Genomic DNA, 26374 nt, shown 5'->3' with positions numbered 1-26374 from the left:
TTATCACCCAAGGATGGGGCTTGAAGGATTGGGGGTAACCTGCGCCATTTATCCGCGCTTTTATACCACTGCTAACATATACTACTGCCAAGGCATTATACGAAGAAAGTTTAATACCGGAACCACTAATTACTGAAATAGTTATCCAACCAAGCATTAAAGTAGATACCCTCTCTGTTGCAACCAAGGAAACTACGGATTTGCAAAAACTAAAATTAACCCAAGAGGCATTAAAACGAGCAGTAGATAACTACCAACGATGGTATCAGGGAGAAACCCTTCGTGGCCCTAATGGTTTTTTTAGTTGGTTACGTCATGGGACAACAGGACAAAATAGAGCAAAGGAATTAAATGCCGCAATCCACAATGACACCTCTTTTACGGATGCTGCAAATAGGATTAATGATTTTTTAACAACCCCATCAACTCGTTACCATCGCCATTCATTAGCTTCATTTTTACTGGATGAGCTGGTTCAAAACGATAAACTTGGGTGGAAGAGTATAGTGCCTAACACTTCAAATATTTATGATGCAAATGAAGTAAAAGGTTGCGCAAAATTCTTTGATCTCATTAACCCCTGCCTCTAACCCAACCACTCAGATAGTGATGTGGTTCAATAGATCTGAACGCTCCAGTTAAGCGATAAGATACTTAACTGGAGAAAAACATGAAGCAAAGGACTCCAATGTAATGAACCATCCCTCCCACAGAGTTGGCATTTAATAGTAACCAGCGTAGTATTCAAATTGACTGTTTGAAACTGGATGGAAGATTCATAATAAATCTTAAGGTATTAGGCATAGATATATGCTAAAAATATTTTTCAACTTCTCGTTGGGTAAAAATAGCAATTCGAGTGCTCTATCACGTTAATCGTGGGAAGCCTGAATTAACACGCGTTCACCCCACCTTATTGATTAGCCACATTCATCGCCTGAACCATCAACTGTAAACGCGATCTACCTTGATAAAAATTAATATCTAATTTATAAGCCATATGAACAAACTTTGCGCGGTGATTTGGCCATGCGTTTAAATCCACATTAAAGGCAATTGCATCAACCTGTTGCCCGCCCTGATTAGAAACCAAGGTCATTTTTAAATGATTCTTTCCAACAAGTCGTTGATCCAAAACCTCAAAAATATTATCAAAGACAGGCTCAGAAAATTGCTGTCCCCAAGGTCCTGCCTGTTGGATCAATTGTGCTGTTTCCAAAGTCATTTCATTCGGCGCTAACGGACCATCCGTGAGCAACTCACCTTCACACTGAGATAAATCAAGATGCTTACCTACTTCAACAACCAATGCGTCACGAAAAGCTTTCAACGCGTGCGGATGAATACTTAAACCAGCGGCCATTGCATGGCCACCAAATTTAATGATCACACCGGGATGGTCGCGATCAATAGCGGCTAAGACATCACGAATATTCAAATCAGGCACTGAACGAGCGGAACCTTTTAGCTCATCATCCCCCACCTCCGCAAAGGCAATAACCGGCCGATGATAGCGCTCTTTCATACGTCCAGCCAAAATACCAATAACTCCTTGGTGCCAGGTTTTATCAAAAAGACATAAAGCAATAGGCAAATGATTGCCTTTATAATCATTGCTCGCCGACAGTTTGTCCAAGGCCAACATGGCTTGCTCTTTCATATCCATTTCGATTTGCTTGCGTTCTTGGTTTAATTCATCCAGCTGCTGACTGTAATTTCTGGCTTGCTGAAAATCTGAGGAAATCAAACACTCAATTCCCAATGCCATATCATCAAGTCTTCCCGCCGCATTTAAGCGAGGCGCAATAGCAAACCCTAAATCAGATTCCCTTAATCGAGAACATTCACGTCCAGCAACTTCAATCAGGGCTTTAATTCCATCTCGGCAATTTCCCTGACGAATACGGGCCATTCCTTGATTCACCATAATTCGATTGTTTTGATCCAAACCGACCACGTCAGCAACAGTACCTAAAGCAACCAAATCAAGAAAACTCGCCATGTTCGGCTCAGCAATTTGCATTTCTGCAAACCAACCCACATTCACCAAATGTCGACGTAAAGCAAGCATAACGTAAAAAATTACCCCCACTCCTGCAATCGACTTACTGGGAAAGGCACAGTCTTTTTGGTTGGGATTAACAATAGCACAAGCCTCAGGAGTCTTATCTGCTGGCAAGTGATGATCGGTAACTAAGACATCAATTCCCAATTGATTCGCTCTTTCCACCCCATCAAAACTAGCTATCCCATTGTCTACCGTAATAATTAAGCTCGGGCGCCAATTACTCGCAACCTCCACAATTTGTGGCGTGAGTCCATAACCAAATTCAAAGCGATTGGGAACTAAATAATCAATGAATCTGGCTCCCATCGCGCGCAGTGCAGTAATCGCAACAGCAGTTGATGTAGCTCCATCCGCATCAAAATCCCCAATAATCAGAATGCGCTGTTGCTCACGCAAAGCCTTTTCCAGGCGTAAGCATGCGACATCAATCCCTTTTAATAAATTAAAAGGCAACAAGGTTTGTAATTGTTTATCCAACTGAGCGATATCAGTAATCCCTCGCGTGGCATAGATTCTTTTTAACACCTCAGGTGTATTCGGTAAATTTAAAGGATGCTCCGGTTGAGCACGACGCTTAATTAGCATGAATCAATTTTCTCCATAGGCGAGTAAACCAGTTGTCACAATGACTGCTGTAGGCGGTATTATTCCAATACCATTGAACCGGTCGTTTGGTTAATTCATCTTGATGTGGCTGACTAAGCATGGAATATTCACTAACTAATACTATCTCATGCTCTTTGAGGTTTACTTCAGGACTGTATAAAGTAACGGTGGTGCTACATTGCTTTGCTAAAGGAAAAAAAGCAGCATCAGCACAAATTGCCGTTGTTTTAGGTTGAGTAAGTTTTGCATTGCCCCAAGGCCATAATCCATTAGCAGTGGACGAATTAGGCTTTGATGCAAAAAGCATTTGTGACTCCGTAACAAAGCGCTGCCAAAATAAGTTTTCGTCCAATTGCGCCAGCTCAGGCATTAATGATTTATTCACTAATTGATAAACTGGTTTGGCTTTGAGGATGCGCTGTTTATGGTCTTGGAGAAGCCAGGTTTCCGCATCATGATAATGCAACGCAATCCCTTCTTCAGAAAAGTAGTTGGCAAAGAGTTCAAACCAAGGTTTAGTTTCAGACTCGTTGAGTTCTAAGTCCTTTCCGGCAGCTAAAATCAATGCATCATTATGGCTGGCTTGCCAGTAAACTGGGCTAATAATTAGCCAATCTCCATCAAGTTGATGAATTTTTCGTAACAAGTCACCCAAAGGTGGATCGGCTGGATCGTATCCAAGACAACATAATAAATTAAGTAAAGCAGTTCCTTCTGAGCTTAAGGGTTTTACTCCTTCAGGAATAGAACTGCACTCAGAATTAATAACAAGGTACATGTAATGTCTCTTACTAAAATGTTAGGCGCTGATTAATCCATCTCGGCGAAACATCGCTTTTAAATTCCTTAAAGCTTGGCGTGTGCGGTCTTTATTTTCAATCAATCCAAAACGAACGAAACCATCTCCTTGCTGACCAAAACCAATACCTGGTGATACAGCAACTTGCGCTTCTTTTAGCAAGTATTTGCTAAACTCCAATGAGCCCATAGATGCATAATGAGCAGGAATCGGTGCCCAGACAAACATCGTTGCTTTGGGTTTAGTGACTTCCCAACCGATTGCATTTAATCCGTCACAAAGCACATCACGACGTTGTTCATAAAGGGATCTAATTTCCTCAACACAATCGTCAGAACCTTCTAAAGCAGCAATTGCAGCCACTTGGATTGGAGTAAAAGTTCCATAATCTAAATAGGATTTAATGCGCGTTAATGCAGCGACTAACTCGGTATTACCACAGGCAAAACCAACACGCCAACCTGGCATATTGTATGACTTAGACATTGAATAGGTTTCTATAGCAATGTCTGTTGCTCCTGGTACTTGTAAGATTGAGGGTGCTTTATATCCATCAAATACGATATCAGCATAAGCAATATCATGAATAATCCAAATACCATGCTTTTTACCTAATTCAATGACTTTCTCAAAAAATGAGTAATCAACACAATGAGTGCTCGGATTTGCTGGAAAATTGATTACCAGCGCTTTAGGTTTTGGCCAACTGCTATTAATCGTCTCTTCAACTAACTCTAAAAACTGCATTTCATCAATTAATGGAATTTGTTTTACGTTGGCACCAGCAATGATGAATCCATAGGTATGAATTGGATAAGCAGGATCTGGAACTAATACGGTGTCACCTGGGCCACTAATCGCCAAAGCTAAATGTGCCAGGCCTTCTTTAGAACCAATGGTTGCTAAAATTTGAGTTTCACTATCTAAATGAACATCATAATTACGATGATACCAAGATGCCATTGCACGTCTTAATCGAGGTATTCCTTTGGACATAGAATAACGATGCGTATCTGGTCTTTGCACCACTTCAATCAGTTTGTTCACGATATGAGGTGGTGTCGGTTGATCGGGATTCCCCATACCAAAATCAATAATATCCTCGCCGCGCGCTCGTGCTTCCATTTTTAATTGGGTCATCGTATTAAAAACATAAGGTGGTAAACGTTTAATGCGGGGAAATTGACTCATAATATCGACCTCTGTAGTATACTCGCAGCCACTATAACTCAATGAATCATCGAAAACCATGAATATTAATTTAGAAGCAGCAGAAAAAAATGCAGTGCAGGCTTACAGTGAAAATCAAGTTCAAATTAATTCGATTACTTATGAGCGAAGTCTAATTGTTTCTAAAGAAAAAGTCATCTCCGATCTGGCAATTCATGATATTCAAGCTATTGATGATCGGTATTTACAACAATTACTTCAATTTAATCCAGAAGTCATTATTATCGGCCATGAACACACCGGAAAATTCCCACCGATGTCCATTATCAGCGCCCTATCACAGCATAGAGTTGGGATTGAATGCATGTCAATTGGGGCCGCATCCAGAACGTATAATGTCTTATTAGGTGAGCAAAGAGCCGTTGTCGCAGGATTTATTTTTAAATAGCACCTGGTTGCTCACAACCAGGTTTCATTGCACAGAAAACTTACTTCATAATATTGATGTAATCTTCCGAAAACACGTTTAAATCAGGATTGGAAAAAAATAGGAGAAATCGCTCACAAAATAAAAGGAGGCGTAATTTATCTCGGTATCCAACAAATGTGCTTTGCCTGTCAATATTATGAACAGTGTTATAAAGCAGGACACCGAGCATTATTTGAGTCTCTTTATAAACAGATACTTTCAGTGCATGACAAAACCAACGAGGAACTACGGAGTTGGCTTGAGATAAATGCTAAATTATTATGAGTATTTAAATTCAAATAATTTAGCATCATCAGAGTGCACCTTCTAGTGCGCCAAGCCCAATAGCGTAATCACTTTCATGGACGCGGAAGTGTAACTACACTTGCCTTCTTGCTTCCAGAACATTAGGAATTTGCATCAACTTCGCTAAAAGCCGTGACAAACTACTTAAGCCATCAATGTCAACAGTTAAGGTAATAAACGTCATGTTTTCATTCTTATTGCTTTGCGTTTGCAAGGCATAAACATGTGCTTTTTCATTCGCCAGTAATGAGGTCACATCCTTCAATAACTCGGAACGATTAAATGCCTTAATCAAAATGTCCACGACATAATTTTCACGAGTAGCACTTCCCCAGGTTACCTGTAAAAAGCGTTGTTTTTGTCGTTCATTCGCATGAATAATGTTAGGACAATCCTGACGATGCACTGACACCCCACGTCCAATAGTGATGTAACCAATCACGGTGTCTCCAGGCACAGGCTGGCAGCAACGCGCCATAAAGGTCAGTAAATTGCCTACGCCTTCAATACGCAGATCACTTCCAGTTACCTCTGGCTTTACTTGCGTTCTGATAAATTTCTCAAGATTTACTTCAGACGTTTGCGGAGGGGCGAGCTTATTAATAATCTGCCCAAGTTTGATATCCCCTCGTCCTAAATTAGCATAAAGATCATCCAGCTTTTTGAAATGAAGTACATTAACAACTTCATTAAGTTTCTCTGATTTGATCCCTAAGGACTTCAATTCTTTGTCTAATAACTCTCGGCCCTCTTGCAGATTACGCTCATAATCTTGCATCTTAAACCAATGCAATACTTTGGCCTTCGCTCGAGAAGTTTTTAAATAATTTAAGTGTGGGTTGATCCAGTCGCGTGAAGGCTTAATTTGCTTACCCGTTAAAACCTCGACCTTATCACCTGTTTGTAATTGATAAGTAAGCGGCACGATATGCCCATTAATACGGGCTCCTCGGCAACGATGTCCTAAATCACTGTGTACATGATAAGCAAAATCCAAAGGAGTAACACCTTGTGGTAAATCTAAAACATCACCATCTGGTGTAAATACATAAACTCGGTCTTCCAAAAATTCGGTGGTCGTGCTTTCAGGAACCCCTTTATTGCTGGCCATTTCTCGATGCCATGCTAATACATCACGCAGCCATTCAATCTTGCGTTCATGGCTCTCTTTATGAGTAGCGCCACCTTCTTTATATTTCCAATGAGCAGCCACACCCATCTCGGCCAAATCATGCATATGGAAGGTTCGAATTTGTACTTCAAATACTCGCCCTTCAGGGCTTTCTACCGCGGTGTGTAATGACTGATATCCATTCTCTTTAGGATTAATAATATAATCATCAAACTCAGCAGGAATCTGTTTCCATAAGGTATGCACCATCCCCAATACTTCATAGCATTGATGGTCTGTTTCCACCAGAACACGCACCGCTGTAGCATCATATATTTCATCCAGTGCTACATTCTTACGCGCCATCTTTTTATAAATACTATGAATATGCTTGGAGCGACCATACACTGCAAAATGTTCAACTCCGCTGTTTTTAATCTGTTCATTTAATTGCGCGACAATGTCATTAACAAAACTATCGCGTTCCAGACGCTTCGCTTTTAATCCTTTGGCAATGGCCTTGTAATCAGCTGGATGCAAATGGCGAAATGCCAAATCTTCCATTTCCCATTTTATGGCCCCTATTCCCAAACGGTTTGCTAAAGGAGCATAAATTTCCATCGCTTCAGTAGCTAATTGGATGCACAAAGCTTCGGGTAAATGAGTACTGGCTCTAAGAATACATAAACGTTCAGCCAATTTGATCAAAACAACCCGTACGTCATCGACCATAGCCAATAACATTTTACGGATGTTATCAATCTGATGTTTATTTTGTGGGTATTTATTCAAGGCTTGAAAGCTATGCATCGCGCTCATGCGCTCAATGCCCTTCACAAGCTTAGCAATGTTGGGACCCAACTGCTCCTCAACATCATCAAGTGATAAATCAGCATAGTGAACATTTTCGAAAATAATTGCTGCGGCCAATGTTTCCGGATCGACTTCAAGATCCGCAAGCAGATCCGCCATTTCCAATCCTTGCTGCAAGCAGGAATGCCCCGTTTCTGTAGCATGGTCCTGCCCTGACAATTGGCTTAAAGCACAAGCACTTCGGATGAGTTCAATACTGTCCAAATAACCTTTTGCACCAAGTTGATGTAACCATAAATTAACATCAATGCTGCCATCCGCAGCCAGGGGAACAGTATCTTTGACTCTAACCATGAGTATTATCCTTTTTCAAACAACGCAATTGACTCGACATGAGCAGTATGAGGAAACATATCCATCACACCCGCTTTAATCAAAACATAACCTTTTTGATTTACTAAAATATCAGTATCTCTTGCCAATGTTACGGGATTACACGACACATAGACAATACGTTCGGGATTTAAGGCATCAATTTGCTTCACAATTTCCAATGCCCCAGAACGTGGGGGATCAATTAAAATCTTATTGCATGTTTGTTGTACTAATTTTTGCACCTCTTGAACATCATCTAAATTAGCGGCATAAAAATCGACATTACTCAGCTGATTTAATTTGGCATTCATATAGGCTCGTTCAACCATTGCCTCACTGCCTTCAACACCCAATACCTTGGCACAAGATTTAGCCATAGGAAGCGAAAAATTGCCTAAACCACAAAATAAGTCTAGCACGATATCTGTACTTTTTAAGTCCATTAACTCCAGCGCAAGCACAACCATTGAGCGATTTAAATCAGAGTTCACTTGCGTAAAGTCAGTAGGATGAAATGAATAGGTTATTTGATAATCAGGCAAACTATAGGTCAAATAGTCACTTGAGTTAGGTGGATAAAAACAATAAACACTATCTGGACCTGCTGGCTGTAAGAAAATCTTATACTGATAATCTTCTGCGAATTGCTGAAGCCGTAATTCATCAGCCTCAGTTAATGCTGATAAATTACGAAAGATAAGGCCAATCTCCTCATCCCCCGCTGCTACCTCGATTTGCGCAATACAGTATTTATCTTCCATAGAATTAATTAAATTTCTTAAGGGGATAATATCTTGGTCCACTCGATCATTTAAAACAGGACACTGGGTAATTTCAGCAATATAACGTGGATTATTTCGCTCTCTAAATCCTACCATTGAAGATTCCTTCTTATCGACATAGCGCACACTTAAACGAGCCTTATTTCGATAATTCCAATGGTTGGCAACTAAGGGCGGCAATATAGTTTGCGCTTGGGTATGGCCATAACGCGCTAATAAATCAATCAATTGCTCTTGCTTAAAATGAATCTGCTCTTTTTCGCTTAAGTGCTGTAATGAGCAACCACCACACATCGCATAATGTGGGCATTTAGGTTCAACACGCAAAGCAGAAGGCTCAATCACTGATAATAATTTCCCTTCATCAAAATCTTTTTTTATACGGGTATATTGAAATTCTACCGTTTCACCAGGCAATGCACCTTGAATAAATGTAGCTTTCCCATTAATACGAGCTATCCCTTTTCCATCATGGCTTAAATTAACGATTTGAGCGGTTTGTGGCGTGGGGTTGGGTTTTGAACGAGTTCTTCTCATGAATTTCTTCTCAACAAATATGTTTTTTAATCAAGGAAATACAAGTTGTAAGGGTATCATATCCCCTTCCTATTTGTCATGATAATTTGGCGATCACTAATTCATTATGAATAATTAAATGTCATTTGTCCTCATCCAATTTATCTTAAAAAGATAAGTGATGAATTTTGACACAAGCCAAAAGCAGACTGATTAATCAAGTAATTCACAACACTATACACAAGGTTATCCACAGATTTTGTGGATAAAAAATAAATAGTTTAACCCTAGGATAGAATATAAAAACCGCATTACCAAAGGGGGTACTCAAGAAATCGAACGTATTAATTCAGAAAAGTTGGAGCGGTAGCTGAAAAAGTTATTCACAGGCTGTGGTGGGAATGATGGGACGCCAGGCTGCACATGATAACAAAGAAAAAAATAAAAAACAGTCTTGACTTGGTATTTATAATTAATTTTTTTGTATTTAAGGGGCATTTCCATCAACTTGTCACAAACCGTTGGCTAGACTTAACAGCGTAGCCAACAACCACCTAAAAAAATCTAGACACAGTAAACTCATTTTATTTCATAACGAAATTTCTCAACGTGGACTAAGCGCACTATTAGAAATTCCACATCCCCTTTCGCATCGTTACTAACAACTTTAAACATCCCTCCAACAGTCACAGAAACGGCGTGTTCTTTTTTATCGAAAGCATACTGTTTTTCGAACTCATCCATACTTAATCCAGTTTCTCACATACCGTAATCTTTATAAAAGACATCGCATCATCCTAAATTAGGATAGAGCCTTCTCGATATAGAGTTATCAATAATTATAACTTTATCGCAGTGGTGGTTAAAATTAGCACATCATTGTAAATGATTGGTTTTCAAATAACTCACAGATCTATACACAAGGTTATCCACAGATTTTGTGGATAACCGATTTTACCAAGAAAAGCATAGAAACATAGAGTAGGCCTTGGTCTTAAAAGGATTTTTCATGTCAATATAAGGATATAGGTCGGGTGTATTAAGGATTTTTCAGAAAAGTTATCCACAAGGGAATGAGTGGACAGACTGGAAGTCTGTGGGGGGTATGATAACAAAGAAATAATGAAAAAACAGTCTTGACAGGCTACTTTTACTTAAATTTTTTTGCTTTTTACATTACGCAGTTCCTCTTGAGAGTCTACCACGAAGAATGCCTGAATGAGAGGTCCTTATCCTCTCGCTGCGTTCGAGATGAAGTGGCGAGTACACAAGATTTCCTAAATCTGTAAAAATTTCATTAAAAGAATGGCATCCTCTACTTTGTCATTATCTTTATAGTAATCTTTCTTAATTTCTGCTTCATTAAATCCCAGGCTTTTATAAAGATGCAGCGCAGATGCATTACTTGGCCGAACTTCCAGCATAACTGAGTGCGTATCTTTGGTCTTACTTAACAAATCAAGCACGTGCCCTAAAAACTTACGTCCATAACCTTGTGACTGTAAATGTTTGGCAATGCAAAAATTTAAGATATGACAAACATGGTCCCTGCGCCTACAAATCATGTAGCCACCAAGTACCCAATCGTCATTTATTCTGGTTTCAAGTGCGAGACAGTCATACCCTACCAGCACACAGTCTCTTAAAATGGTACGACTCCAAGGGGCAATATGAACCGTGGTTTCAATTGCATAAACGTTATCTATATCAGATTCGTGCATACAGCGGATATTCCACATCATTCATTGTGCTCCTAAAGAATATAGCCCGTATTAGATGAAGTCGTAATACGGGCTACGGATTACATTTTAATCTTTCTTTTTCTTTGGCAAATAAAGATCAGTAATCGTTCCTTCAAATGCTTCAGCAGCCTGAGCAATTGTTTCTGATAATGTGGGGTGAGGATGAATCGTTAATGCGATATCTTCGACATCACAGCACATTTCGATTGCTAATGCAGTTTCAGCAATTAAATCACCGGCGTTAACGCCAACAATACCAGAACCAAGGATACGGTTCGTGTCTGGGCAGAACAACAATTTAGTCATCCCTTCTTCACGCCCCATACTTAATGCACGGCCACTAGCAACCCAAGGGAACGTTGCTTTTTCGTAACGAATGCCCTTCTCTTTGGCTTCTTTTTCAGTTAAACCCGCCCAAGCCAATTCAGGATCAGTATAAGCAACACTGGCAATACAATTAGGATCAAAGAAATGTTTCTTGTCTGCAATCACTTCAGCAGCCACTTTACCTTCTGGGATTGCTTTATGTGCTAACATTGGCTGGCCTACAACATCCCCAATGGCAAAAATATGAGGTACATTGGTACGTTGTTGTTTGTCTACTTTAATAAATCCACGCTCATCAACATTAACGCCAGCTTTCTCAGCATCAATCACGCCACCGTTAGGCTTTCTACCTACAGAAACAAGAACTTGCTGGAAGCAAAGTGGCTTATCAGTCTTGTGTTCGCCTTCCATAGAAACGTAAATGCCATCGTCCTTCGCTTCAACAGCAGTCACTTTGGTCTTTAACAAGAATTTTACGCCTTTTTTAGTCATACGCTTTTGTAATACATTGACTAAATCAGCATCAGCACCAGGAATTAATTGATCCATAAATTCCACAACGGTTACGTCTACTCCTAAAGCAGAATAAACAGTTGCCATTTCCAGACCAATGATTCCACCACCTAGAACTAATAAACTACCGTTAATATCAGCAAGCTCCAGAGCGCCAGTTGAGCTAAATATACGTTTGTCCTCTGGAATGAATGGTAAGTTAACTGATTCAGAACCTACAGCAATAATTGCATTTTCAAATTCAACGTCTACAGGACCGTCTTTAGTATCAACAGTAACTTGATGTGTGCCAGAAAACTTACCTACGCCAGTAACTACTTCAACTTTACGTTGTTTGGCTAACGCTTTTAAGCCTCCAGTCAATTTACTAACAACTGAGTTTTTCCAAGCAACCATTTTTTTATTATCCATGGTTGGTTTGCCAAAGCTCACACCTTGATCTTCCATCTCATGAGCTTCTTCAACAACTTTAGCAATGTGTAATAAGGCTTTAGATGGAATACAACCTACGTTTAAGCAAACACCGCCTAATGAATCATAACGCTCAACTAAAACAACTTTTTTTCCTAAATCAGCTGCTCTAAATGCAGCAGTATATCCCCCAGGCCCACTTCCTAATACGACAACATCAGTCTTTATTTTACTAGCCATTGCAAAACCTCTTTATTTATTAATCAGTTATTAAAGCAAAATTCGTCGGATATCACTTAAGCTATCACAAATAAAACGCGTGAAACGTGCAGCTTCAGCACCATCGATAACGCGATGATCATACGATAACGATAAAGGCAAAATCAGTCTTGGTTGAAACGCCCCATTCTCATAGACAGGTTTTATCTCTGAACGAGACAAGCCTAAAATCGCAACTTCTGGGCTATTCACTATCGGCGTAAATGAAGTACCGCCGATACCACCGAGACTAGAAATCGTGAAGCAACCACCAGACATATCCGCAGGCATTAATCCCTTATCACGAGCTTTAGCACTTAAACGTCCCATTTCAGTAGCAATCTCGGCAATACTTAATTTATCAACATTCTTAATCACAGGAACAACCAAACCATTTGGCGTTTCCACTGCAATACCAATATTGCAATATTTTTTATAAATTAAGTTAGCACCACTGGCATCCAAAGATGCATTAAATTGTGGGAAAGTACGTAATGCTTTGCTCACTACGGCACAGACAAAAGCCAATAAAGTAAGTTTATAGCCTTTATCTTTAGAACGTTCAGCTTCTTCTTTTCTAAAGGCTTCAACATCAGTAATATCTGCCGAATCAAACTGAGTCACATGTGGGATAGTGATCCATGAGCGATGAACATTCACCCCAGTAAGTTTTTTAATTTTATTGAGTGGCTTTGTTTCAATCTCACCAAACTGAGTAAAATCAATGATTGGAGCCGCTGTAATTCCGAAAGATCCAGAACCAGAGGTAGGCGGTTGGCTCAAACGCGCTTTAACATAAGCTTGAATATCTTCTTTACCAATACGACCCTTACGTCCACTTCCTTTTACATCAGCTAAATTAACACCAAGCTCTCTTGCCAATCGTCTAACTGCAGGACCTGCAGAAACTAATGCTGCGGAGGCAGAGCTATATTCAGTTGTGGCTGACTGAGCACTTACAGGTGCACTAACTGGGGCAGAAGCGACAGCCGGTGCTTCGGCTGTCGGCCTAGCTTCTTCTTTTGGAGCTTGCTCCGCAGCCCCCATTGTCTTAGCAATAAGAATTAGCTCCCCTTCGGAAACCTTGTCACCAACCTTAATACTTAACTTCGTTATGGTCCCGGCCACTGGAGACGGTATCTCCATACTGGCTTTATCAGACTCTAAAGTTATCAGTGGCATATCAACTAAAATTTGGTCGCCAACTTGAACCATCACTTCAATTACATCAACTTTGGCACCACCAATGTCGGGAATCTTAACTTCAATTTCCTTTTCTACAGTTGCTGTAGACGTTGCTTGAGCAGCACTTGACTCAGGACTACGTTCAGCTGCTGGCTCACAAGGCTTAGTCTCTTCTTTAGGAGCAGTGCTATCATTATCTACTGTAGCTAAAAGAATCACATCGCCTTCAGAAACCTTGTCTCCAACCTTAACTTTTAAGCTAGTGATGGTTCCTGCAACCGAGGAAGGTATCTCCATACTGGCTTTATCAGACTCTAAAGTAACCAATGGCGTATCAATTTCAATCTTATCACCAACTTTAACCAAAATTTCAATCACATCAACCTGCGTAGAACCACCTATATCAGGGATCTTTACCTCTATTTCATTTGCCATATCTGCCTCTAATCTAGTCTGGATAAAGGCTAGAGCTTATTGCCCTAGCCTTTGTTGGGAATCTCTTAATGAGTTACTGGATCCAGCTTATCAGGATTAATGTTGTACCGCTTAATTGCATCAACTACTTTAGACTTATCTATGCTGCCTTCAGCAACTAAAGCATTCAATGCGGCTAACACGATGTATTTTGCATCAACTTCAAAGAAATGACGTAGACGTTCGCGAGTATCACTTCGTCCATAACCATCAGTACCTAAAGTCACATAATGATTGGGTACAAATGGACGAATTTGATCAGCAAAAAGACGCATGTAATCTGTTGCTGCAATGACAGGACCTTGTTTTCCTTTTAATTGCGCAGTCACATAGCTTTCTTGAGCTTTTTGTTCTGGGTGCATCGCATTGTAGCGTTCTACCGCTAAACCATCTCGGCGTAATTCATTAAAGCTGGTTACACTCCAAATATCTGAAGTGATTGAGTAATCAGCTTCTAGCATTTCAGCGGCTTTAATTACTTCACGAAGAATAGTTCCACATCCCAATAATTGAACATGCTGCTTTGATTTCTTCTTGCTTTCTTGTAATAGATACATTCCTTTAATAATGCCGTCTTCAACTCCTTCTGGCATATCAGGTTGTACGTAGTTTTCATTCATTACGGTGATGTAATAAAACACGTTATCCATTTTTTCATACATACGATATAAACCGTGCTGAATAATTACTGCCAACTCATAAGCATAAGTTGGGTCATAGCAAATACAGTTAGGAATCGTCGATGCCATGATATGGCTATGGCCATCCTGATGTTGCAAGCCTTCGCCCGCAAGTGTAGTTCGTCCCGCAGTACCGCCTAACAAGAAGCCTCGAGCTTGCATGTCACCAGCAGCCCATGCCAAGTCACCAATACGTTGAAAACCAAACATAGAGTAGTAAATATAGAAAGGAATCATCGTCAATTGATTGGTACTGTATGAAGTCGCAGCCGCAATCCAAGAACAGAAAGCACCGGCCTCATTAATTCCTTCTTCAAGAATTTGACCATCTTTAGCTTCACGATAGAACATAACCTGCTCATGATCCACTGGCGTGTAAAGCTGACCAACTGGTGAATAAATACCGATTTGGCGGAATAATCCTTCCATACCAAAGGTTCTACACTCATCAGGAACAATAGGAACAATTCGTGAGCTCAGTTCTTTATTCTTTAATAAAGTCCCAAGAATACGTACAAAAGCCATTGTGGTAGAAATCTCACGCTCTCCTAAGCCTTTGGTAACTGATGCAAAATCAGCCAGCTCAGGAGCTTTCAATGGCTCCACTTTAGTTGTACGTGAAGGCAAGTAACCACCTAATGCTTCACGTTGCTTTCTAAGATATTTAATCTCAGGGCTATCTTCTGCTGGCTTGTAAAATGGGATGTCAGCAATTTGCTCATCAGTAATCGGAATATTAAATCTGTCTCTAAATATTTTTAACTGATCTGCAGTCATTTTCTTTTGCTGATGGGTGATGTTTTGTCCTTCACCAGCAGCCCCCATGCCATAACCCTTAATTGTTTTTGCAAGAATTACGGTAGGAGTTCCTTTATGGGCAACTGCTTGAGCGTATGCAGCGTATACTTTTTGTGAGTCATGACCACCGCGATTTAAGCGCCAAATGTCATCATCAGAATAGTGCTCAACCATTTTCTTTAACTCAGGATATTGATTAAAAAAATGTTGTCTTACGTAAGCACCATTATTTGCTTTATAAGCCTGGTATTCACCATCAACACATTCTTCCATGCGTTTTTGCATCCAACCATCTTTGTCCACTGCAAATAAAGGATCCCAACGACTACCCCAAATCACTTTAATTACATTCCAGCCGGCACCACGGAACACGCGCTCAAGCTCTTGAATGATTTTGCCATTACCACGAACAGGACCGTCAAGGCGTTGTAAATTACAATTCACCACAAAAATAAGATTATCCAGTTGCTCACGCGCAGCGATACTTAAGGCACCTAAAGATTCTGGTTCATCAGTTTCACCATCACCTAAAAACGCCCATACTTTTCTACCGGTTTCTTTAATAAGGCCACGGTGTTCCAAATATTTTAGGAAGCGTGCTTGATAAATAGCTTGTAATGGCCCTAACCCCATTGAAACGGTTGGGAATTGCCAAAAATCCTGCATTAACCAAGGATGTGGGTATGAAGACAAGCCATTTACTTCAACTTCTTGTCTAAAATTGCTTAATTGATTTTCATCTAAGCGACCTTCAAGAAAGGCACGTGCATAAATACCTGGCGAAGAATGGCCTTGGATGTAAAGTAAATCGCCACCACCTTCACTGTTTGGGCCTTTAAAAAAGTGGTTGAAGCCAGTCTCATAGAGTGTGGATGAAGAAGCATAAGACGCAATATGACCACCAAGCTCAGCAGCATATTTTCCAGCACGCAATACCATTGCAACGGCATTCCAACGAATTAGGGCATTAATGCGTTTCGCCATCCCCTCATCCGGGGGGATTGGTTTTTCTTCATAAGTTTTAATCGTATTTCGATACGGTGTATTAACTGAGCTTGTTAACTTTACTCCTTCAGTATTAGCTTTATTTAAAAGCTGCTGTAAAATAAAAGCTCCACGCTCAGTACCATCATTGGTTAATACAGCTTGTAGGGCATCCAGCCATTCACGCGTTTCAATAGGATCCAAATCTAAATTAGTTTCATTTGCCATGAACATGTCCCCGACATTCTTTTTAACTATTAAACACAATTAGGTATCGCTTGTAATCTTTTATGGATTACACCAGAACAACTTTGTTTACATGCTGTTAAGTCAGCTATGCAATCACATGTAACTTTGCGGCATTGTAGTGGATCGCGGTAAGAATTCAACTCACGCATTACCTTTTTACCCTCTACTTTCCGTTCATTCACATATTTTGAGAAATTTACTGCAGATTGGCGTGTCGAATTCCAAGAACAGGTAGGACAATTATCAACACAATTTTGCTTACAAAACTCAAAATGCTGTGTGCATATTGCATTGCATTGAGCTAAAGCCTGTCCTCGAAGTCCCGCTTTAGATACACAGCCAAATAGACTAAGTAATAGCACAAAAAAACAAATACGTATTAAAAAATTCATCGACTAAGGATCCATCTAATTAAAACATGATATTCCTGTCCAACATTCTGCGATTAGGTAGCGGAGTCCAGTATCACATCAAGATACTTGATCTCCGATGTCAAGCCGCGGGAGGTTGGTGTAGGCAGGCATCACCAGTGATTGTTATTACAACCAAGAAATCAATGTGAACAAAGCAATGAGCACCAAGGTAACAATAATTGCATGCTCTACCAGCCCTTCAGCTACAGGCATTGGCACTTCGTCTGAGTCATTAGCGCGCGCAGCCTGCAAACCACATTCGCGGATCATTTCATTATTGAAATCTGGCTTGGCTAAAAAGTAGTTAGAAAACGATTTAAAACCACGTTGAAAATTTCCAACCAATAAGAATAAGAGGACAGTCAAACGCGCTGGTATCCATTCAAGTAGGTCAGCAATTTCATTTGCTTGAAAACTAACTGGAGCAATGGTTCGACACAACGCAATTAAACGGTAAGTCACCATTACAATTGGGCCACCAACAATGTACCAAAAAATCACCGAGAACAACTGTTGGTTTACCATAGACAGATAATTACCCGCGAGTTCATTGCTATTTTCGGTCTCCGAAGTGGTTACAGGATAAAAGACATTCTGTGGGCCTAAACAGTAAAAAAATAATGCGATATTTAAGAGCACTCCCATAAAGCCGTAAAAAACTCCATGGAGCAGCAAATAAATAAAACCTGTTGCAACAATAAGTGGTAATACAATTAACCCCAGCAAAGCCCACGGATTACTAAAAACCCCATGTTTGTCCGCAATGTTTTTGATTGATTGATAATAATTACCAAACCAATAAAACCGCTGATAAGAAATGGTATGAACCAAAAAACGTTCGCTAAACAAGCACAATAATATGACCAATAATTTCATTATAATTAATCCTTACGCATTTTATCAGACAGTGCTATAGGGGTTGGGTATTTCAGCACAACCAAGTAGGAAGAAGCAATAAAGGTTAAAATAGTTGTTGCCTGAATTAGATTAGAAGCTAACTCTGAAATAAGTTTAGAACTTAATGCAATACTTGCAACAAGCAAAGAGAATTCACTAGCCTGCCCCAATCGAAGGCCCACCTCTTTGGAAACCTGCTTCTTTTCACCAGACTTTTCTAATAACAAGTAAAATAAAGCTGGTTTAACAATTAAAAGTAGCGCGGACAGAATAAGTGCGGGAACAATTACTTGTCCTACAAAACCAAAGTTGAACGTTGCGCCAATAGAAAAGAAAAACATCACTAAAAAGAAGTCTCTTAAGGGCTTTAAACTTTCTGCAATAAAAAGAGAGATCGGGCTTGCTGCTAAAGCTACACCAGCAACAAACGCACCAATGTCTTCAGAAAGGCCTATTTTTTGAGCCAAGACCGACAAGCCAAGACACCAGCCAATGGACAGTAAAAAGACATACTCTTGGGTTCTATCAAAGCGAGCTAATAATTTAATTAAAACATGCTTCTCAACCGCAAATGCAAACAGACATAATGCGGGTAAAGCAAGACCAACTAAGAATAAGTCCTCCCATGAAAGTCCGCCGGATTTTTGCGCTCCATTAATCAAAATCAGCACTACAATAGCAATGACGTCTTGCATCAACAGTACACTGATCATAACTTCACCGGTATGCTGATGATGCAAAATGGTTGTAGGCAATAATTTTAAACCGATAATCGTACTGGAGAACATCATCGCCCCACCTAAAATCCACGATTCAGTCACTGAAAGTCCAAAATAACGGCCAACACAATAAGATAGGACCGCAAAAAGAAGCGAGCTGACCAAAGCAATCCAAGTTACCTTCTTAAGCATATGTACCAGATTTTGCGGTTGTAAATGCAAGCCTAACAGGAACAAAAGGAACACGATCCCGATGTCTCCTACCTGCTGCACAGTAGTCACATCAGGTACAAGCCCAATCCCCCAGGGACCAAGTATGGCGCCAAGCAAGATATAGGCTACTAATAATGATTGCTTGGTATACAATACCAGAGTCGATAGAAATGCAGCCCCTGCAAAAATTAGAAATATTGTGTAAAAGACAGAGCCTTCATGCATTGACCGACCACCTTATTATTAAAGTTAAACTAATTTGACATCACTTAAGCACGTCATCCCGAATGCAACGAGGACTCTTCTGAATTTAGCATAAGCTTTATAATTTACTTATGTGCCGTCCTCAAAAGATTCTTCGTAATAAACATCGCAGGATGACGTTTTTTTCAAGTTCTACATCGATTTATGCTGATTATTCCATATACCGCTGCTAAATCAAAACAGAAAAAGAACCTTTTACACCATTACGTGCTAATTTTTGTTTTAAATTGTCTGCCATATTCTTATTACTAAACGGCCCTACTCGAACAATATAGTGCTTTTTATAGTGTTCAATAGTAACCGGAGAGCGAGATAGGCGATCTAATTTCGTTTTCAATTGCTTTGCCGATGCCGACGTTACAAAAGCCCCTGCCTGGATAAAATAGCGTCCTTCAGTCGCAGGACCAGCCAATGCCTCGATCTCAACAAGAGCAGTACCTTTAGGGAACACTCCCAGCTTTAATGCTGCCGCATAAGAAAGATCGATGATTCGGTCAGAATGAAACGGGCCGCGATCGTTTACTTTGACAATGGCAATTTTCCCATTAGTCAGGTTTTTTACACGTACATAAGTAGGCAAAGGCAAGGTCTTATGTGCTGCCGACATAACATACATGTTATAGGGCTCGCCACTTGATGTACGTTGTTTATGAAACTTGGTTCCATACCATGAAGCCGTCCCTCGCGCTTTATATCGGTGTGTATTGGTCATCACCTGATAAGTTTTACCATCAACATAATACTCAGTAGGGTTTCCATAACGGCTTAGAGGCTCTTTAGTCGGCACAGGCTCTTTAAAGCTCATTTTACGACCTTTAATCGGAGCCCCATCCTGCGCTTGAGTATAGCGATTTCCTTTATTCCTGTATCGATTATAAATCGATTGGTTTCTATTCTGCTGGGTATTTTTTGCAGCGTGCTTGCTTCCTGACACCCCAGAGTTAAGAGACTGATTTGTCGTTTGGCAACCCGATAATAAGATTGCTACAGCAATAAGTATCTTTCTCATAAATTTCCAAAATTGAAATAAATGTTTGCAGTAATATACAGAAAGATTAGGGAATTTCGAAGGATTAACTGGAAAAAAAACCGATAATCATAAAAATCAAGCCCAAAGAGTCTTAATATAAACCGTATAGAGCCATATAAACTCCATGTGTATTAATAACACAAATATTGTACCAAACCACATTAACAGCCAATGTCAGAATACGCCCATTTTTATAAAAATAATTCAATATTTCTTAATCTGTTAATTGGTCGCCTGCACTAGGCTGTGGTAAGATATGACATTTTGTAACTCATATCAGGTAAAAACATGACACGTGCAACGTCTTTTTTATTGACTACATTGTTTCTTATCACTTTATTCGTTCAATCAACAAATTCTTTTGCTGATGATACGGACACATTGGAAAGGCCAACGCCTAATGCGGATCTGGAAAGACCATCTCCAACAGTAACCAATAAACCATTGGTTACTCCAGCAGCCCCAATACTGAACGCTAAAGCTTATATTCTCATCGATGTAAACAGTGGAAAAATTATTGCGGAGAAAAATAGCGAAGAACGCTTGCCACCTGCCAGTTTAACCAAAATGATGACTTTATATGTTGTATCAAATGCGCTCCAACATGAGCAAATTCATTTGACTGACTTGGTTCGTGTGAGCAAAGAAGCTTGGAAAATAGGCGGCTCACGAATGTTCATTAAAGAAGGTCAGCAAGTTCCCGTTGAAGACCTACTCAAAGGAATTATCGTTGACTCAGGTAATGATGCGTGCGTGGCGATGGCAGAACACGTTGGAGGAACTGAAAATTCATTCACTGACCTGATGAACCAACAAGCACAAAACCTAGGCATGAAAAATAGCCATTTTACAGACAGTACCGGCTTACCTGATGCAAACCTCTATACAACGGCAAAAGACTTAGCAATTCTTGGTAGAGCCTTAGTTGTTGATTTCCCACAATATTATGAGTGGTATAAACAAAAATGGTTTACATACAACGGAATTCGTCAACCCAACAGAAACCGTCTTTTATGGCGTGATAACCAAGTTGATGGTTTAAAAACAGGCCATACTAATGAAGCAGGATTTTGCCTGGTATCTTCAGCGAAACGCGATAATATGCGCTTATTAGCGGTTGTTTTAGGTGAGCCAAGTGACTCATCACGTGCAGACGATAGCGAAAAATTATTAAACTATGGCTTTAGATTTTTTGAAACGCACCAGCTTTATAAAAAAGACCAATCAGTTACCGAACTTCCTCTTTACAAAGGAACTACAGATAAAATATCTGTAGGCTTGAATGATGATCAATTCATTACGATTCCTACTGGTCAATATCAACGCCTTAGTGTATCAACCAAGATCCCTTCTTATTTAGAAGCACCGATTAAAAAAGGCGATAAAGTTGGTGATTTAGTTGTACAATTTGATAATAACGTTGTGACGACTCGTCCTGTTTATGCATTACAAGATGTCGAGTCTGGAGGCTTCTTTTCGCGTATGAAAGACTCTATTCGCTTAACATTTAGAAGCTGGTTTGGTTCTTAAGGTTAAAGGTTATCAGATGACTAAAACAACATTAATCGAGTTTCCCTGCCATTTTCCTATAAAAATAATGGGGAAAAATTCCCCAAATCTTCTTGAAGAAATTAGGGAGATAACGCTAAAACATTTTCCTATGATAGAGCAAGAGAAAATTACTCATAAGCCAAGTAAGGAAAATAACTTTTTAGCAATTACGGTAGTTGTTTATGCAGAAAATCAGGCGATGCTTGATGCCTTTTATCATGACGTGACAAAGCATCCCGATATTAAAATGGTTCTATAATGCAAATACGACAGCTTGGTATTCAAAACTACAGTGATGTTTGGTTACAGATGAAAGAGTTCACGTTAAATCGAGATGCCCAGACTCACGATGAGCTTTGGCTCTTAGAGCATCATGCTGTCTATACCCAAGGTCAAGCAGGAAAACCTGAGCATATTTTAAACCCTGCCTCCATCCCAGTCGTTCAATCCGACCGAGGCGGACAAGTAACCTATCATGGCCCAGGCCAGTTAGTTGCTTACGTATTAATGGATATAAACCGAAAAAATCTAGGTGTTCGAACTTTAGTTTCTCAATTGGAGCAAACTTTAATATCTGTCCTAACTCACTATGATATTGAAGCATGCATTCGTTGTGGTGCTCCTGGTGTTTATGTCAAAGAACAAAAAATTGCCTCAATTGGTTTACGAGTCAAAAATGGATGTACCTATCATGGAATTGCGCTGAATGTTGATATGGATTTAAAACCATTCTTAGGAATTAACCCTTGTGGATTTGCTAAAATGGAAATGACGCAAATCAGTCATTTTTATCCTCAAGTATCATTAGAAGAAGTTAATCAACAATTCGCGCAATATTTTCTACAACAATTTAGCCAATGAGCCCTTATGAGTTTGTTCGTAGATTATGTAGCACCACTTAAAGATTGGTTACAGCACTACCCACATTGGGCTCTGCTCATTACTTTTTTAATTTCATTAGCTGAATCTTTAGCGATCATCGGTAGCATAGTCCCTGGAAGCATCACAATGACAGCGATAGGAATGCTGGCAGGCTCAGGGGCTATGCGTATTGATTTGACGCTCATTGCGGCAACTCTTGGTGCGGTGGCCGGAGATAGCCTAAGCTATGCTCTAGGCTATGTTTACAGTGATCGATTAACCGATATTTGGCCTTTTAAAAAATACCCTTCCTGGATCAAATACGGCAAAGATTTTTTTGAAACACATGGTGGCAAAAGCGTGTTAATTGGTCGATTCGTTGGCCCATTACGCTCAATTATTCCAGTCATTGCTGGGATACTGCATATGCCACAATGGCGTTTTCTTATCGTTAATTTCTTATCTGCCATTGGTTGGTCGCTGCTTTATATCATGCCTGGTGTCGTTATCGGTGCAGCCAGTCATGAGCTTTCGGTAGACTCGGCAACCCATTTATTTGTCATAATTCTCATTCTCTTGGGATCTCTCTGGCTTTTGAGCTTAATGATAAAATGGCTTGTTGTGAAATTAAGCAACTTCTTTAAAAGTAATTTACATAGTTTTTGGCTTAACCGATTAAAACGGAAATCCCTGTTCTCACCTATATGTCGAGCTATTACACCCAAAAGTGAAAAAAATCACGACACCACCGCTTCACTTGTTCTGATAATACTATTCTGTTTTTCTTGCTTGATTATCCTTACTGGATTAACGCTCCAGGGACAATGGCTAGATGCAATAAATACCCCGACTCATTTATTTATTCAAAGCTTCCATTCCTTGGTATTAGCTGCATTTTTCATTTTTTGTACCCAACTTACCTCTACAATCACAATAGCTTGCCTATTTATTGTGTGCTGCGGCTGGTTTATTTATGGCAAGAATTATAAGGCGATAATTTATAATAGTGGCTTAATTCTTTTCAGTGTCTTATTAGTTTTTATACTGTCTCATTTTATATATACCCCAAGACCACCTGGGTTATTAGTTCTCATGCCAGGCTCCTCTTATCCAGCAGGCCATCTTCTCGTGGCTTCTGCTTTTTACGGGTTTATTTTGTTTTATATAGGTAATATCTACACCTTATTCACCAATACACTAAGAACTTTTGTGTTTAGTATTCTTGGATTAAGTGGTTTTGGAGCTCTTTATTTAGGTGATTATTGGTTAACTGATGTACTGGCCTCTTATTTTGCCGGGGCATGCATCAGTTTATTTTGTTGTTTACTTTATAGACGATGGTCTATAAAGCCAATGACAGTAAACAATGCCGTTTATATGATTTTGTCCCTGTTTGCTTGCACCCTCTTTGCAACCATAGTTTCTACTTACTGTAATTTTCATACTCTTTCGTATAACCACACACCATATCATAAAGAGTTTGTCCTCGATGAGGCGGCTTGGTGGAATCAAAAGAAACCCGCATTACCCATTTACAGGCTGAATCGAATTGGAAAAAGAATTAGCTTGTTTAATATTGAATATGCTGGAGATATCGCAGTCCTTGAGAGAAATCTTAGCAAAAAAGGATGGACACCTCATACTGAATCATTTTTATCTAATTTACTAACGTGGACAAACAGCCAACTCACTAATGTTAAATTACCATTGTTAACGCAGTTGTATGAAAATAAAGCACCTTACTTAAATATGATTTATACAGATAGCAAATCAAATTTAACTTTGGAATTAAGAATTTGGGAATCAAATTATCACTTATCCAAATCGAAAAAGCCCTTATGGATTGGCAGTCTACATCCGAGAAATCCTATCAATAGAGCGCATAATAACAGGGGTTCTACTCCTAATTTGATTAATCCACTAGACTATCTGGCCAGTATTCAGCACTCTTTTGATGTACGAAAAATTGTTCTTCCAGGTGAAATGATTAAGTCTACAACTTATCTAACACAGCCCTATGTTATTTTAATCAGACAAAAGCTTTAGCCTGATTAGTTGGACACTAATAACACCATAAATATTACTGGACTTAGGTAGCTTATTACGTGACCTATAGAAGACCGAATTACCGTGACTTGACCATGTTAATTCGAACATATTATTTAGCAAGGGAAACGTAAGTAAGTGCTATTAATTGCCCACAACCCAGCTACGTCTAATTTAATAAAACCAACCCCATATTCTTTTAATCCCACGTCTAGCCAATACTTTAAAATCCTGATATAACTATGTAAATCTAGGAAGAATAAGCTTTAATTTAAGAAATGAACTTAATGTACACGCTGGCTCAGGTTATTCAATATTTTTTTCCCTTAATTGCTTTGGTGCATCTAATTATTGGAATTAAGAGAAAAACGATTCAGTATGTTATTTCTTCTCTTTGGATTAGCCTTATTGCTGTGCTTATTCACTTCCAGTTTTCTGGAAATCAAATTTTTAGTACTTATTTTGATTACACGAATGCAGCAATTTATTCCTTTACCCTATTGGTTCTACTGGTTGCTCTGATTCGTGTCATCATGCACTTAAGTAGTGGCCACCCAGTATTTAATTACATTGCTACCTTTATTAATGCTTTAGTAGTTGTTGGTGCATTTTTGGTTGTAATCAATGTGTGGATTAATGCATTCTTCATTGAAAATAAAAAACCAGGGACACCGGTAATGCAGGTTGCTCTATTTAACAAACCAAGTTATTGTGGTTATAAATATGTATTTTATAAAGTTATGCCCGATGACACAGTAATGTATTTGTGTCCTAATTATTATGGATTAGTTGCCTCTGTAGGTCACTTGTCAACAACTCCAGGTTTTGTTACAAATCAGTTACACTTGTTGTCAACGAAAGCGACTAAACCAGAAAAAAAGTAAGTAAGGTTATTGATACCCAAGCATTTTTAGGGGCTGTTTACGTTCCCTGCCTGGGAGTTTTGAATTGTTCTACGGACTATTATTTGATACCATGCCTATAATTTATCATCTTAGTGTTTTTATGAAACGTTTTATTACTTTGGCGATTATGCTGTTGAGTTTAAATAGCTTTGCGATGTCTCATAAGCTTGATTGGGATCAAGCAATTGATCACGCAATAAAACGCTATGGCTTACGTGTCGAGCCACAATTGAAGTCTTACTTTGCCAAAGCCAAGGTAAGCTATCCCCCACGAGAAATTGCACTACTTGCATTTAAATCAGAACGCAGAGTGGAACTTTGGGCAAAAAATACCGATAAAGACTGGACTCATGTTCATAATTATCCATTAACTGGCTTTAGCGGTCGTCTTGGCCCAAAATTACGTGAAAATGACAAGCAAATTCCTGAAGGGGTTTATAAGTTAGTGAATTTTAACCCATTTAGCAGCATGCATTTATCCATGATGATTAACTATCCTAATAACTTTGATAGAAAAAAAGGTTATGAAGATGGTAGAAGACAACTAGGTAATAACATTTTTATTCATGGTAAAAACTTATCTGTAGGTTGTTTGGCAATTGGTGACTTGGCAATCGATCAGCTCTTTATCTTGGCTCGCCGTGTTGGCTTAAATAATATCCAAGTAATTATTGCCCCGAATGACTTACGTCACGGAAAACCATCTACAACAACCTTTGCGCAACCACGATGGTTACCTGAGTTGTACAAGCATATTGCCGAATCACTCAAGCCATTTGGCAAGAGCACCTATACCACTTAGCCTCAACAAAAGCATCCCGTATTAGATGAAGCCGTAA

At 39.4% G+C, this 26374-nt stretch carries 22 protein-coding genes and 1 pseudogene; 9 read left to right on the top strand and 14 right to left on the bottom strand.

Translation table 11 applies throughout. The features are described from left to right. Positions 1–200: 200 nt before the first annotated feature. Positions 201–590, top strand: coding sequence for a hypothetical protein (locus ACQY7T_RS05605; RefSeq protein ID WP_428411864.1), 390 nt, complete (start codon positions 201–203; stop codon positions 588–590). A 323-nt stretch (positions 591–913) separates the two neighbouring features. Here ACQY7T_RS05605 and recJ read toward each other — a convergent pair whose 3' ends face one another. From recJ to alaC, 3 genes are read right to left on the bottom strand one after another with little or no spacing between them, the layout of a single operon-like run. Next, positions 914–2653 (bottom strand): single-stranded-DNA-specific exonuclease RecJ, encoded by a 1740-nt coding sequence (gene recJ, locus ACQY7T_RS05600; RefSeq protein ID WP_428411862.1) that lies wholly within the window; start codon positions 2651–2653, stop codon positions 914–916. Next, a complete protein-coding gene (locus ACQY7T_RS05595) occupies positions 2643–3452 on the bottom strand; it encodes a hypothetical protein (RefSeq protein ID WP_428411860.1) in 810 nt (269 codons plus the stop codon). Before ACQY7T_RS05595 ends, recJ begins: the two co-directional genes overlap by 11 nt. A gap of 21 nt (positions 3453–3473) precedes the next feature. Next, positions 3474–4664, bottom strand: coding sequence for an alanine transaminase (gene alaC / locus ACQY7T_RS05590; RefSeq protein ID WP_428411858.1), 1191 nt, complete (start codon positions 4662–4664; stop codon positions 3474–3476). Between the two features lie 58 nt (positions 4665–4722). Here alaC and ACQY7T_RS05585 point away from each other — a divergent pair, with 58 nt between their 5' ends. Both ACQY7T_RS05585 and ACQY7T_RS05580 read left to right on the top strand, forming a co-directional pair. Continuing rightward, entirely contained in the window at positions 4723–5091 is a 369-nt protein-coding gene (locus ACQY7T_RS05585; RefSeq protein ID WP_428411856.1) for an Mth938-like domain-containing protein, read from the top strand. A gap of 96 nt (positions 5092–5187) precedes the next feature. Further along, positions 5188–5397, top strand: a pseudogene (locus tag ACQY7T_RS05580) (Hpt domain-containing protein); the annotation flags it as partial. A gap of 94 nt (positions 5398–5491) precedes the next feature. Here the strand turns inward: ACQY7T_RS05580 and relA are convergent. From relA to ACQY7T_RS05525, 11 genes are all read right to left on the bottom strand, one after another. After that, positions 5492–7696, bottom strand: coding sequence for a GTP diphosphokinase (relA, locus tag ACQY7T_RS05575; protein WP_428411854.1), 2205 nt, complete (start codon positions 7694–7696; stop codon positions 5492–5494). Positions 7697–7701: 5 nt separating this feature from the next. Beyond that, on the bottom strand, positions 7702–9036 hold the full coding sequence (gene rlmD, locus ACQY7T_RS05570) for a 23S rRNA (uracil(1939)-C(5))-methyltransferase RlmD (RefSeq protein ID WP_428411852.1): 1335 nt from the start codon (positions 9034–9036) through the stop codon (positions 7702–7704). 558 nt (positions 9037–9594) lie between these two features. Further along, entirely contained in the window at positions 9595–9759 is a 165-nt protein-coding gene (locus ACQY7T_RS05565; RefSeq protein WP_428411850.1) for a hypothetical protein, read from the bottom strand. Between the two features lie 533 nt (positions 9760–10292). Further along, entirely contained in the window at positions 10293–10757 is a 465-nt protein-coding gene (gene rimI / locus ACQY7T_RS05560) for a ribosomal protein S18-alanine N-acetyltransferase (protein ID WP_428411848.1), read from the bottom strand. A gap of 66 nt (positions 10758–10823) precedes the next feature. Continuing rightward, positions 10824–12248, bottom strand: coding sequence for a dihydrolipoyl dehydrogenase (lpdA, locus tag ACQY7T_RS05555; protein ID WP_428411846.1), 1425 nt, complete (start codon positions 12246–12248; stop codon positions 10824–10826). 30 nt (positions 12249–12278) lie between these two features. Further along, complete coding sequence (gene aceF / locus ACQY7T_RS05550; protein WP_428411844.1) at positions 12279–13886, bottom strand: dihydrolipoyllysine-residue acetyltransferase; 1608 nt, start codon at positions 13884–13886, stop codon at positions 12279–12281. A 65-nt stretch (positions 13887–13951) separates the two neighbouring features. After that, positions 13952–16615 (bottom strand): pyruvate dehydrogenase (acetyl-transferring), homodimeric type, encoded by a 2664-nt coding sequence (aceE, locus tag ACQY7T_RS05545; RefSeq protein ID WP_428411842.1) that lies wholly within the window; start codon positions 16613–16615, stop codon positions 13952–13954. A gap of 29 nt (positions 16616–16644) precedes the next feature. Continuing rightward, a complete protein-coding gene (locus ACQY7T_RS05540) occupies positions 16645–17028 on the bottom strand; it encodes an acyltransferase (protein ID WP_428411840.1) in 384 nt (127 codons plus the stop codon). A 147-nt stretch (positions 17029–17175) separates the two neighbouring features. Beyond that, the gene (gene ampE / locus ACQY7T_RS05535; RefSeq protein ID WP_428411838.1) at positions 17176–17925 is read right to left on the bottom strand and encodes a regulatory signaling modulator protein AmpE; all 750 of its coding nucleotides are present in this window, start codon (positions 17923–17925) and stop codon (positions 17176–17178) included. A gap of 5 nt (positions 17926–17930) precedes the next feature. Continuing rightward, on the bottom strand, positions 17931–19103 hold the full coding sequence (locus tag ACQY7T_RS05530; RefSeq protein ID WP_428411836.1) for a cation:proton antiporter: 1173 nt from the start codon (positions 19101–19103) through the stop codon (positions 17931–17933). Positions 19104–19311: 208 nt separating this feature from the next. Next, entirely contained in the window at positions 19312–20151 is an 840-nt protein-coding gene (locus tag ACQY7T_RS05525) for a septal ring lytic transglycosylase RlpA family protein (protein ID WP_428411834.1), read from the bottom strand. Between the two features lie 309 nt (positions 20152–20460). On the opposite strand from ACQY7T_RS05525, the gene ACQY7T_RS05520 reads away from it, so the two are divergent. The 6 genes from ACQY7T_RS05520 to ACQY7T_RS05495 all read left to right on the top strand — a co-directional run bounded on the left by ACQY7T_RS05520 (position 20461) and on the right by ACQY7T_RS05495 (position 26337). After that, entirely contained in the window at positions 20461–21702 is a 1242-nt protein-coding gene (locus tag ACQY7T_RS05520) for a D-alanyl-D-alanine carboxypeptidase family protein (RefSeq protein ID WP_428411832.1), read from the top strand. 16 nt (positions 21703–21718) lie between these two features. Continuing rightward, positions 21719–21982, top strand: coding sequence for a YbeD family protein (locus tag ACQY7T_RS05515; protein WP_428411830.1), 264 nt, complete (start codon positions 21719–21721; stop codon positions 21980–21982). Continuing rightward, positions 21982–22584: a lipoyl(octanoyl) transferase LipB gene (gene lipB, locus ACQY7T_RS05510; protein WP_428411828.1), complete on the top strand. Its 603-nt coding sequence runs from the start codon at positions 21982–21984 to the stop codon at positions 22582–22584. The genes ACQY7T_RS05515 and lipB overlap by 1 nt, the downstream gene beginning before the upstream one ends. Before the next feature lie 6 nt (positions 22585–22590). Further along, entirely contained in the window at positions 22591–24630 is a 2040-nt protein-coding gene (locus tag ACQY7T_RS05505; protein ID WP_428411826.1) for a VTT domain-containing protein, read from the top strand. Between the two features lie 287 nt (positions 24631–24917). Further along, the gene (locus ACQY7T_RS05500; RefSeq protein WP_428411824.1) at positions 24918–25514 is read left to right on the top strand and encodes a type I secretion system protein LssZ; all 597 of its coding nucleotides are present in this window, start codon (positions 24918–24920) and stop codon (positions 25512–25514) included. 121 nt (positions 25515–25635) lie between these two features. Beyond that, positions 25636–26337 carry a L,D-transpeptidase family protein gene (locus tag ACQY7T_RS05495; RefSeq protein ID WP_428411822.1) on the top strand — a complete coding sequence of 234 codons (702 nt, stop codon included), beginning with the start codon at positions 25636–25638 and terminating at the stop codon, positions 26335–26337. Positions 26338–26374 lie beyond the last annotated feature (37 nt).

The sequence above is a fragment of the Legionella sp. genome (assembly GCF_965140895.1).
GTDB lineage: Bacteria > Pseudomonadota > Gammaproteobacteria > Legionellales > Legionellaceae > Legionella.
This window is presented reverse-complemented; position numbering and strand designations above follow the sequence as displayed.

Bases quoted from the DNA above. Each gene is read 5' to 3' on its own strand.
- ACQY7T_RS05530 (WP_428411836.1), bottom strand. From the start codon at position 19,103: ATGCATGAAGGCTCTGTCTTTTACACAATATTTCTAATTTTTGCAGGG.
- ACQY7T_RS05525 (WP_428411834.1), bottom strand. From the start codon at position 20,151: ATGAGAAAGATACTTATTGCTGTAGCAATCTTATTATCGGGTTGCCAA.
- rlmD (WP_428411852.1), bottom strand. From the start codon at position 9,036: ATGAGAAGAACTCGTTCAAAACCCAACCCCACGCCACAAACCGCTCAA.
- relA (WP_428411854.1), bottom strand. From the start codon at position 7,696: ATGGTTAGAGTCAAAGATACTGTTCCCCTGGCTGCGGATGGCAGCATT.
- alaC (WP_428411858.1), bottom strand. From the start codon at position 4,664: ATGAGTCAATTTCCCCGCATTAAACGTTTACCACCTTATGTTTTTAAT.
- lpdA (WP_428411846.1), bottom strand. From the start codon at position 12,248: ATGGCTAGTAAAATAAAGACTGATGTTGTCGTATTAGGAAGTGGGCCT.
- ACQY7T_RS05505 (WP_428411826.1), top strand. From the start codon at position 22,591: ATGAGTTTGTTCGTAGATTATGTAGCACCACTTAAAGATTGGTTACAG.
- ACQY7T_RS05595 (WP_428411860.1), bottom strand. From the start codon at position 3,452: ATGTACCTTGTTATTAATTCTGAGTGCAGTTCTATTCCTGAAGGAGTA.
- lipB (WP_428411828.1), top strand. From the start codon at position 21,982: ATGCAAATACGACAGCTTGGTATTCAAAACTACAGTGATGTTTGGTTA.
- ACQY7T_RS05500 (WP_428411824.1), top strand. From the start codon at position 24,918: ATGTACACGCTGGCTCAGGTTATTCAATATTTTTTTCCCTTAATTGCT.
- ACQY7T_RS05515 (WP_428411830.1), top strand. From the start codon at position 21,719: ATGACTAAAACAACATTAATCGAGTTTCCCTGCCATTTTCCTATAAAA.
- aceE (WP_428411842.1), bottom strand. From the start codon at position 16,615: ATGGCAAATGAAACTAATTTAGATTTGGATCCTATTGAAACGCGTGAA.
- ACQY7T_RS05520 (WP_428411832.1), top strand. From the start codon at position 20,461: ATGACACGTGCAACGTCTTTTTTATTGACTACATTGTTTCTTATCACT.
- recJ (WP_428411862.1), bottom strand. From the start codon at position 2,653: ATGCTAATTAAGCGTCGTGCTCAACCGGAGCATCCTTTAAATTTACCG.
- ACQY7T_RS05495 (WP_428411822.1), top strand. From the start codon at position 25,636: ATGAAACGTTTTATTACTTTGGCGATTATGCTGTTGAGTTTAAATAGC.
- ACQY7T_RS05565 (WP_428411850.1), bottom strand. From the start codon at position 9,759: ATGGATGAGTTCGAAAAACAGTATGCTTTCGATAAAAAAGAACACGCC.
- aceF (WP_428411844.1), bottom strand. From the start codon at position 13,886: ATGGCAAATGAAATAGAGGTAAAGATCCCTGATATAGGTGGTTCTACG.
- rimI (WP_428411848.1), bottom strand. From the start codon at position 10,757: ATGATGTGGAATATCCGCTGTATGCACGAATCTGATATAGATAACGTT.
- ampE (WP_428411838.1), bottom strand. From the start codon at position 17,925: ATGAAATTATTGGTCATATTATTGTGCTTGTTTAGCGAACGTTTTTTG.
- ACQY7T_RS05540 (WP_428411840.1), bottom strand. From the start codon at position 17,028: ATGAATTTTTTAATACGTATTTGTTTTTTTGTGCTATTACTTAGTCTA.
- ACQY7T_RS05585 (WP_428411856.1), top strand. From the start codon at position 4,723: ATGAATATTAATTTAGAAGCAGCAGAAAAAAATGCAGTGCAGGCTTAC.